Source organism: Streptomyces sp. NPDC001068 (assembly GCF_042897315.1).
Lineage (GTDB): Bacteria > Actinomycetota > Actinomycetes > Streptomycetales > Streptomycetaceae > Streptomyces.
Genome location: NZ_JBIAYD010000027.1, coordinates 45,315 through 54,219 on the forward strand (window position 1 = coordinate 45,315; position 8,905 = coordinate 54,219).

Sequence of the window (8,905 nt, forward strand, 5' to 3'; positions counted from 1 at the left end):
CCCGCAACTCCCACGCACGGCCGTCGAGTCGAATCAGGCACCGGCTGAGCCTCCGTCACCACCCCCGGTGGGCCCGGCATCGGCCGAGGCCCACCGGCCGTCTCCCCCCGACCACCGTGAGAACATCGTCTCGACCCCTCACCCGACCGGCCGCCATCCAACGTGCCAGGTCATAAAAGGGGACAACGACGGAACCACACGACAGGTTCCGCTCAGGCCTCATTGCCCGGCGTGACCTGCCGTGATACACAGAGTGACCGTACGAGCCCTTCGTACGAAACCCGCCAATCGATGACGTCAAGTCGACATACTCCGGCGACGTTTTCAGCGAGAATGAGGCGTGACCTCTGCACCCGGCAGGGGCGAACGGAACTACCCACCAGGGGCGGTGACTTACGTGTTCTATGCGGCCGACAAGGGAGACATCAACACCATCATCGGCGGGATCGCTCCGGACTGGGGCCCCTTCGGCAGCCTGGGCAACGAGGCGAAGACGATGATCCAGGTGGTCATGGCCGTCGCCATCCTGCTCTGCCTCGGCATCGCCGTCTGGGGTGCCGCCAAACAGCGCATCGGCGCCACGGCCCTCCGCGACACCTTCAGCGCCGAACAGGGCAAGGGCCTCATCATCGCCGGACTGACCGGAGTCTTCATCATCGGCTCACTCGGCACCCTGTTCACGATCGTGTACGGCATGGCCGTCTAGCCGACCTGCACCTCCCTTTCCCCCGCTCCGAGGTTGCGTTTCCCTGATGTCCAGTCACCACACCGCGCCCGCGCGGGAACCAGCACGGCTACCGTCGTACTGCTACGCGTTCCGGTACGACGTGGAGGGGGAGTACGCGGCATGAGCCTCGGAGACGAGCCCGGCTACCCGGAGACGGGCCACACCCGAACCCGCCTGCCCGAGAGCGACCCGTACGGCGGCGCGTCCCGCCGCCCGGCCCGCTCCTCCTCCAGAAGCCTGGTCACGGTGGTCGGCGTGGTCGTCCTCCTGATCGCGGCCATCGCCTTCGCGAACAGGGGCGGGGGCGACGACCCGTCCTCCCCGAAGACCACCGGCGGCAACGGATCCCAGCCGAACGCCGCACCGACGGCGGCGACGGGCACGAAGCCGGTGGAGACGAAATCCACCGACGGCATCCCGACCGGCTTCGCCCACAGCGAGCAGGGTGCGGCGAGCGCGGCCGCGAACTACGCCGTGACGCTCGGGTCCACCGGCATGTTCAACAAGGACAGCCGGCACCGGATCCTCAGCGGCCTCTACACGTCCACCGCGGCGAACGACCTCCAGGGCGCCTTGGACACCGCGTACTCGGCGACCTTCCTGAGCAAGCTGGGCCTGGACGCCAACGGAAATCCCCCGCAGGGCAGCACCTTCGTCTCACGCACGGTACCGGTGGGAACCAAGGCCCAGCAGTACGGCGACAGCAACGCCAAGATCTCCGTCTGGTACATGGGCCTCATCGGCATGTCGGGCAACTCCTCGACGAATCCCGTCACCACCACCTGGAAGACCTGGACCTTCGACCTCCAGTGGACCGACGGCGACTGGAAGATCAGCGCGGACACGCAGACGGACGGGCCGGCGCCGGTTCCCGGCGACGACCAGGCCGCGACATCCGACGAGATCAGCAAGGCCGTCGAGCAGTACGGAGGGTTCACTTATGCCCGGTAGCCCACGTCGCGCCCTCAAGATCGCAGGCGTGCTGACCGCCGTGCAGGCAACCGCTGTCCTGCTGGCCACTCGTGCTGTGGCGGCCCCCTCTCCCACGCCCGCCGCAACGTCGAGCGGCGACTCCTGCGGCCTGCTGATCGGTCCCGCCAAGGACTACTGCGAGAAGGGCAGCAACGGTGGTGGCGGTTCCACCACCGACCCCCTCACCTCCACCCTCGACCCCCTCTCCTCGCTCGCCCAGGGCTGCGCCAAGGCCGCCTCCTGGACCGTGGACGTGCTCAGCAACGCCGTGAAGGACACCGCCAGCGTCGACTTCACGAACAGCGCGTTCCTCAAGCAGTACGCCCTCGTGTTCGCCGCGTCGACGATCCTCACCCTTCTCCTGTGGCTCCTGGCCGTCGCCAAGCGCGCGGTGCGAGGCGTCCCCCTCAGCACCGCGATCTCGGAAGCCGTCGGCTTCCTCTGGCTGACCGTGCTCGCGTCCGCCTTCACCCCCCTCATCCTCTACACCGTCGTATCGGCGACGGACGCCGTCACCGACGTGCTCGCGAAAGGCACCGGCGACCAGACCGACGTGTTCTTCGGCACCTTCTCGCAGGCACTGAAGAAGGGCGACGACATCGGCGGCGGCCCGATCATGCTGATCATCGTGTCGCTCGTGTCGATCCTCGCGGCCGGTGTCCTCTACCTGGAACTGTTCCTGCGGGCCGTCCTCCTGTACGTCGGCGCCCTGCTCGGGGTCGTCGTGTACTCGGGGCTCGTGGACAAGAACCTCTGGGGCCACGTCCGCCGCTGGGCCGGCATCATGATCGCCGTGATCCTGGTGAAGCCGGTGATCGTGATAGTGCTCGGCCTGGCCGGAGCACTCGCCGCGGACAACGGCCCTGACTCGCTGGCCGCCGTCGTCTCCGGCCTCGCCATCATCCTGCTCGCCATCTTCGCCAGCGCGATGATCTACCGCTTCGTCCCCGGCTTCGGCGACGAGATCGCCGCCGGCCGCAACAACCGCATCATGTCCGGCGCCGAGGGCAAGGCCGCCGCGGTCATCAGCAGCCCCGCCAACCTGGTGGCCCAGGGCATCAGGACGCACAGCGCCCGCGCGGACAACAACGGCGGCGGAGGCGGCGGTTCCGGCTCCTCCGGTGCCCGCCCGTCCAACCCCGCCTCGGGCGGCGTCGCCGCACACAGCACGCGCACCCCGAACAGTGGTGGCGGCGGATCTGTCCCCTCCGCCGCACCCGCACCCCGCGCGCCCAGCCCGCTGAACACCCCGCACGCCGGCAACACCCGCAACAACAGCTCGGGAGGTGAAGGGCGTTGACGACCGAGTCCCACCTGTCCCATCCGGTCACGCCCCGCCGTACGTATCTGATCGGCCGCGCCCGGCCGAACGCGATCGTCGGCCGGAACCGTGAATCCGGCGAGATCGTGCTGATCATCGCGGGCGCGTTCCTCGGCATGATGTGCGGACTCCTCGTCCCGGTCCTCTCCCTGCGGATCGTGCTCCTCATGGGCTTCCCCCTGCTCGCGCTCGCGGCGGTCTACGTCCCCTACAAGCGCCGCACGTTCTACAAGTGGTTCGAGATCAACCGCAGTTACAAGCGCAGCCTGCGCCAGGGCACGGTCTACCGCTCCACCGCCGCCGAGGCCGGCACGCGCATCGACGGCCGTGAGGTCGAGATCGGCCCGCCGCCCGGCATCGGCCGGATCAGCTGGCTCGCCGCGCCCTTCGGCCCCGACGAGATCGCGGTGCTGCTGCACGCCGACCGCAAGACGGTCACCGCCGCGATCGAGATCGAGGGTCCGGGCGTCGGCCTGCGCGACTCCGAGGACCAGGAAGCCCTCGTCGACCGCTTCGGCACCCTGCTCAAGCACGTGGCCAACGGCGACGGCTTCGTCACCCGCCTCCAGATGCTCGCCCGCACCCTCCCCGCCGACCCCGACGCCCACGCCAAGGACGTCGCCCAGCGCGGCGACGAGAAGGCCCCGGGCTGGCTGTCGCAGTCGTACGACCAACTGCAGTCCATGGTCTCCACCAGCAGCGAGCAGCACCGCGCCTATCTCGTCGCCTGCATGCACTACTCCCGCGAACTGGCCGCCGAAGCCCAGGCGATGGCGCGCGCGGCCCGCCCGCGTTCCGGCCGCAAGCTGGACCGCGACGCAGGTCTCGCCGTCGTCATGGCCCGCGAGCTGACCGACATCTGCTCCCGCCTCCAGGAGGCGGACATCCGGGTCCGCCAGCCCCTCGGCCAGGGCCGCCTCGCCTCCCTCATCCACTCCATGTACGACCCGGACCACCCCATCGACCACATCCAGGCGATGACCCAGCGCAACGCCTGGCCGGCCGAACTGGACGCCATGGAGCCCACGTTCCTCCAGGCGAAGACCCGCGAGTCGTCCACCCGCGAACCCTGGTGCCACGCCACGGCCTGGGTCAAGGAGTGGCCGATGACCCCCGTCGGCGTCAACTTCCTCGCCCCGCTCCTCGTCCACACCCCGGACGTCATCCGCACGGTCGCGGTCACCATGGACCTCGAACCCACCGAGGTGGCCATCGAGCGCATGCTGACCGAGAAGACCAACGACGAGGCGGAGGCGTCCCGCGCCGCCAAGATGAACCGGACCGTCGACCCCCGCGACGTCGCCGCCCACAACCGTATCGACCAGCGCGGCGAGGACCTGGCCAGCGGCGCCGCGGGCGTCAACCTGGTCGGCTACATCACGGTCTCCTCCCGTACCCCGGAGGCCCTCAACCGCGACAAGCGCACGATAAGGGCGTCCGCCGGAAAGTCGTACCTGAAGCTGGAGTGGTGCGACCGCGAGCACCACCGCGCCTTCGTGAACACACTGCCCTTCGCCACCGGAATCCGAAGGTAGAGGCTGATGCGCTGATGAGGGACCCGCTGTCCGTCCTCACCGAAGCCTTCACGTCCTTCCTGTTCGGGAAGGTCGAGACGACCCGCTCCCCGGTCCGCACCTCCACCGGCCAGGCCCAGGCGGTCTACCTGCCCACCGCCGCCCCCGGCCTCGGCGACTCCGGCGTGATCATCGGCCGCGAGGTGTACTCCGGCAAGGGCTACATCTACGACCCGTTCCAGCTCTACGGCCAGCAGCTGCCGGCCCCGCACTGGCTGGTCCTCGGCGAGTCCGGCAACGGCAAGTCGGCCCTGGAGAAGACCTACGTCCTGCGGCAGCTCCGCTTCCGCGACCGCCAGGTCGTCGTCCTGGACGCCCAGGGCGAGGACGGCGTCGGCGAGTGGAACCTCATCGCGGAGGAGCTGGGGATAACCCCCATCCGGCTCGACCCGACCGCCGCCCTGAACCACGGCATCCGCCTGAACCCGCTGGACCCCTCGATCACCACGACGGGCCAGCTCGCGCTGCTGCGCACCATCATCGAGGTGGCGATGGGCCACGGCCTCGACGAGCGCTCGGGCTTCGCCCTCAAGGTCGCCCACTCCTACGTCAACGAGACGATCGTCGACCGCCAGCCGGTCCTCATGGACATCGTCGAGCAACTGCGGCACCCGGAACCGGAGTCCGCGGAGGCGATGAACGTCGCCATAGACGACGTACGGGCCTGGGGCCTGGACGTCGCCCTGGTCCTGGACCGCCTGGTCGACGGTGACCTCAGGGGCATGTTCGACGGCCCGACGACCGTCGGCATCGACCTCGACGCCCCGCTCATCGTCTTCGACCTCTCGCACATCGACCGCAACTCCATCGCCATGCCCATCCTGATGGCGATCGTCGGCGTGTGGCTCGAGCACACCTGGATCCGCCCCGACCGGAAGAAGCGCATCTTCCTGGTCGAGGAGGCCTGGCACATCATCAACAGCCCGTTCGTCGCCCAGCTCTTCCAGCGTCTGCTCAAGTTCGGCCGCCGGCTCGGCCTCTCCTTCGTCGCGGTCGTCCACCACCTCTCCGACGTCGTCGACGGCGCGGCCGCGAAGGAGGCGGCGGCGATCCTGAAGATGGCGTCGACCCGCACGATCTACGCCCAGAAGGCGGACGAGGCCCGTGCCACCGGCCGGGTCCTCGGCCTGCCGCGGTGGGCGGTGGAGATCATCCCGACCCTCACCCCCGGCATCGCCGTCTGGGACGTCAACGGCAATGTCCAGGTGGTCAAACACCTGGTCACCGAGACGGAACGCCCGCTCGTCTTCACCGACCGCGCGATGACCGAGTCCTCGGCCGACCAGCTCGCCGCCGACGACGCCCTGCGCGCCGCCGAGTTGGAGGCCGAGCAACGGGCGGCCGCCTTCGTCGAACAGCACCTCGGCGACTCGGAATCGACGGTGGCGTAGGGAGGACCCGATCGTGAGACCGGACCCCCGGCAGGAGCGCGAGCAGCACAGCGGCGGCGGCATGCCCGACGGCCTGCTGATCGGCATACTCGCGTTCCTGCTCGGCATCACGGTACTGGTATGGACGGCGACCGGTCTGGCGGCCTGGTTCTCCCAGGGTTCCTGGCCGTCGACGGTCGACCTGACACACACCCCGCCCGCGATGCGCCACCTCATCGGCGAACCGCACGACATCGCGGGCGCCTGGCCGGACACACCGGCGGCCCAGCTGTCGGGATGGGGCCTGTTCTGGGGCCTGTTCATCGGCCAGCTGCTGATCCTGCTGGTCCTCACCGTGTTCGTGGTGGGCACGGTGGCGCGCTGGCGGGCGGGGAGGAGAAGGCGAGCGACGGAGAAGCGGACGGCCGCCACCACGCCGGCCCCGGAACCTCACACGGCACCGGTGCCGGTGCCGGTACCCCTCGCAGTCCCTGAACCGAGCGTCCCGGAACCGAGCATCCCGGAGCCGGTCCTCGTCGAGTCGGCCCTCGCCCACACCCCTGCCGACGCGGCACCGGCACACGGGTGGGCCAACCTCCACATCGCGCCCAGGGAAGCCCGGCACGCCTCCGCGGCCCAGGCCGTCCGCGACGCGGCCGGCCCCGCTCTCGTCGTCACCTCGAACCCCGCCCTGTGGTCCGACACCAAGGACGCGCGGGCCAAACTCGGCCCGATCCTGCTCTACGACCCGAACCACCTCTGCGACACGCCGGCCCGCTTCCACTGGTCGCCCACGGCCGACTGCGAGGACAAGCAGACCGCGGTCCAGCGCGCCCAGGCACTCCTGACCCCCGTGAAGCCCACCGCCCGCATCGACCAGGCGGTCACCGACACCGCCGAGACACTCCTGCGCAGCTACCTCCACGCGGCCGCCCTGGAGAACCGCACGGTCCGCCACGTCCACCGCTGGGCCCAGGGCACCGGTGTCCAGGACGCCGTCAGAACCCTCCGCACCCACCCCAAGGCGGCCCCCGGCGCGGCCGGCGAACTCGAAGCCGCCCTCACCTCGCATCCCGAACGCAGGGACATCGCACAGGAGTTGACCGCGCGGGCGCTCGCCGCCCTCTTCACGGTCAACATCCGGGAAGCCTGCACACCGAACCGATCCGATGCCCTCGCCCTGGATTCCTTCGTATCCGAAGGGGGCACGCTTTACTTGGTCGGTGAATCCATCGAAGACCCCAGGACCAATCCGGGCGCGATGCCTCTTCTGACGGCTCTCGCCTCCAGCGTGGTCGAGCGCGGCCGGCGCATGGCCGAACGGTCATCCTCCGGTCGGCTCGACCCACCACTCACCCTGGTCCTGGACGACGTCGCGGCCGTGGCCCCGCTCCCCCAGCTACCGGACCTGCTCGCCGCCGGCGTCGGACAGGGCCTGCCGACCCTCGCCCTGCTCCGCTCGCACGAACAGGCCCGCTCCCGCTGGCCGCACCGCGAGCTGCCGGTCCAGCCGACCGCCTAGGACGGCCACTCGGGACAGCCACACGGGACAGCCACTCAGGACACCGCTCCGGACATCGCTCAGCGCACCGCTCAGGGCGCCACTCGGGAAGGACGCTCCAGAACGAACTCCATCTCGCTCTCCGTCTCGTCCTTGTCGAACTTCACGACCACCCCGCTCGGCACGAACCCGGCCCTGCGGTAGGCCCCCTGGGCCCTGGGATTGCCTTCGTGCACCAACAGCCGGACCCGCTCGGCGCCCTGCTCCCACGCCCAGTCCACACCGGCGTCGAACAGCGCGTTGATCAGCCCGGTCCCCCGGTACTCAGGCCGCACGAACACCCCGACCACATGCCCCTGCCGCCGCTCGACCGGAACTCCGGCCCAGTCCGTCGACCCGGCCTCCTCGACCAGCACGGTCAGGCTCCCGACCCACACCCCGTCCGCCGCCTCGGCGACGAACTGCCGCGCACCGCTCGGCTCCGCGGCCGACCGCTCGGCCCGCTCCCGGTAGAAGGAGTCCGGCCGGTCCACGGCGTCCTCGTAGGTCTCCAGGAACGCGATACGCGCCACCGGGTCCCGCAGCGCGACGAGCCGCAGCCGCTTCACGGCCTCCCACTCGTCGGCACGTATCGCGCGGACAACACAATCACCGTCGGTCGTCGTATCCATACGGGAACGGTAGCCGTCGGCGTCCGCCTGGCCCACCTCGTTTACGACGGCTCGCCCGAGGTCCGCTGTCAGTGCTCCGGCCTACTGTGGACGCCATGACGACTCTCCCGAACCGCCCGAACACCGCGCTTCTGATCGTGGACGTGCAGAACGGCGTGGTGGACAGCTCCCACAACCGCGACGAGGTCATCGCCAACATCAACACCCTGATCGACAAGGCCCGTTCGGAGACGGTCCCGGTGATCTGGATCCAGCACTCCAGCGACGAGCTGAAGCCGGACAGCGCACCTTGGCAGTACGTCCCCGAGCTGATCCGTGAGGAGGGGACCGAACCTCTCGTCCACAAGCGCTACGGCGACTCCTTCGAGGACACCGAGCTGGAGTCCGTCCTGGCCGAACACGGCGTGGGGCGCCTGGTGGTCACGGGCGCCCAGACCGACGCCTGCATCCGCTCCACCCTGCACGGCGCGATGGTCCGCGGTTACGACGCGACCCTGGTCGGCGACGCCCACACCACGGAGGACCTGACCGCGTTCGGTGCGCCGGCGCCGGAGCAGGTCATCTCGCACACGAACCTCTACTGGCAGTGGCAGGAGGCCCCCGGCCGCAAGGGCGGCACGGTCACCACGGCGGAAGTGACGTTCTGACCGGCTCAACAAAAACGGTCCGGAAATGCGAAAAGGCCCACACCATACGGTGTGGGCCTTTCCCAAAAATTGTTCGGCGGTGTCCTACTCTCCCACAGGGTCCCCCCTGCAGTACCATCGGC

Annotated in this window: 8 protein-coding genes; 7 read left to right on the plus strand and 1 reads right to left on the minus strand. The window is 69.7% G+C overall.

Annotation, left to right across the window (positions count from 1 at the left end):
- The first annotated feature begins 397 nt into the window (after window positions 1–397).
- The 6 genes from ACFY3I_RS42385 (at window position 398) to ACFY3I_RS42410 (ending at window position 7,486) form a co-directional block, all read left to right on the plus strand.
- On the plus strand, window positions 398–706 hold the full coding sequence (locus ACFY3I_RS42385; protein WP_351328461.1) for a hypothetical protein: 309 nt from the start codon (window positions 398–400) through the stop codon (window positions 704–706).
- A gap of 141 nt (window positions 707–847) precedes the next feature.
- Complete coding sequence (locus tag ACFY3I_RS42390) at window positions 848–1,678, plus strand: hypothetical protein (protein WP_390866294.1); 831 nt, start codon at window positions 848–850, stop codon at window positions 1,676–1,678.
- The gene (locus tag ACFY3I_RS42395; RefSeq protein ID WP_390866295.1) at window positions 1,668–2,999 is read left to right on the plus strand and encodes a hypothetical protein; all 1,332 of its coding nucleotides are present in this window, start codon (window positions 1,668–1,670) and stop codon (window positions 2,997–2,999) included. Before ACFY3I_RS42390 ends, ACFY3I_RS42395 begins: the two co-directional genes overlap by 11 nt.
- Window positions 2,996–4,555: an SCO6880 family protein gene (locus ACFY3I_RS42400; RefSeq protein ID WP_365289914.1), complete on the plus strand. Its 1,560-nt coding sequence runs from the start codon at window positions 2,996–2,998 to the stop codon at window positions 4,553–4,555. Before ACFY3I_RS42395 ends, ACFY3I_RS42400 begins: the two co-directional genes overlap by 4 nt.
- 14 nt (window positions 4,556–4,569) lie before the next feature.
- Window positions 4,570–5,985: an ATP-binding protein gene (locus ACFY3I_RS42405; RefSeq protein WP_365289916.1), complete on the plus strand. Its 1,416-nt coding sequence runs from the start codon at window positions 4,570–4,572 to the stop codon at window positions 5,983–5,985.
- Window positions 5,986–5,998: 13 nt separating this feature from the next.
- A complete protein-coding gene (locus ACFY3I_RS42410) occupies window positions 5,999–7,486 on the plus strand; it encodes a type IV secretory system conjugative DNA transfer family protein (RefSeq protein ID WP_390866296.1) in 1,488 nt (495 codons plus the stop codon).
- Between the two features lie 71 nt (window positions 7,487–7,557).
- Here ACFY3I_RS42410 and ACFY3I_RS42415 read toward each other — a convergent pair whose 3' ends face one another.
- Entirely contained in the window at window positions 7,558–8,136 is a 579-nt protein-coding gene (locus ACFY3I_RS42415; protein WP_390866297.1) for a GNAT family N-acetyltransferase, read from the minus strand.
- Window positions 8,137–8,231: 95 nt separating this feature from the next.
- Between ACFY3I_RS42415 and ACFY3I_RS42420 the strand changes: the two genes are divergently transcribed.
- Window positions 8,232–8,783: an isochorismatase family protein gene (locus ACFY3I_RS42420; RefSeq protein WP_390866298.1), complete on the plus strand. Its 552-nt coding sequence runs from the start codon at window positions 8,232–8,234 to the stop codon at window positions 8,781–8,783.
- The last annotated feature ends 122 nt before the right edge of the window (window positions 8,784–8,905 follow it).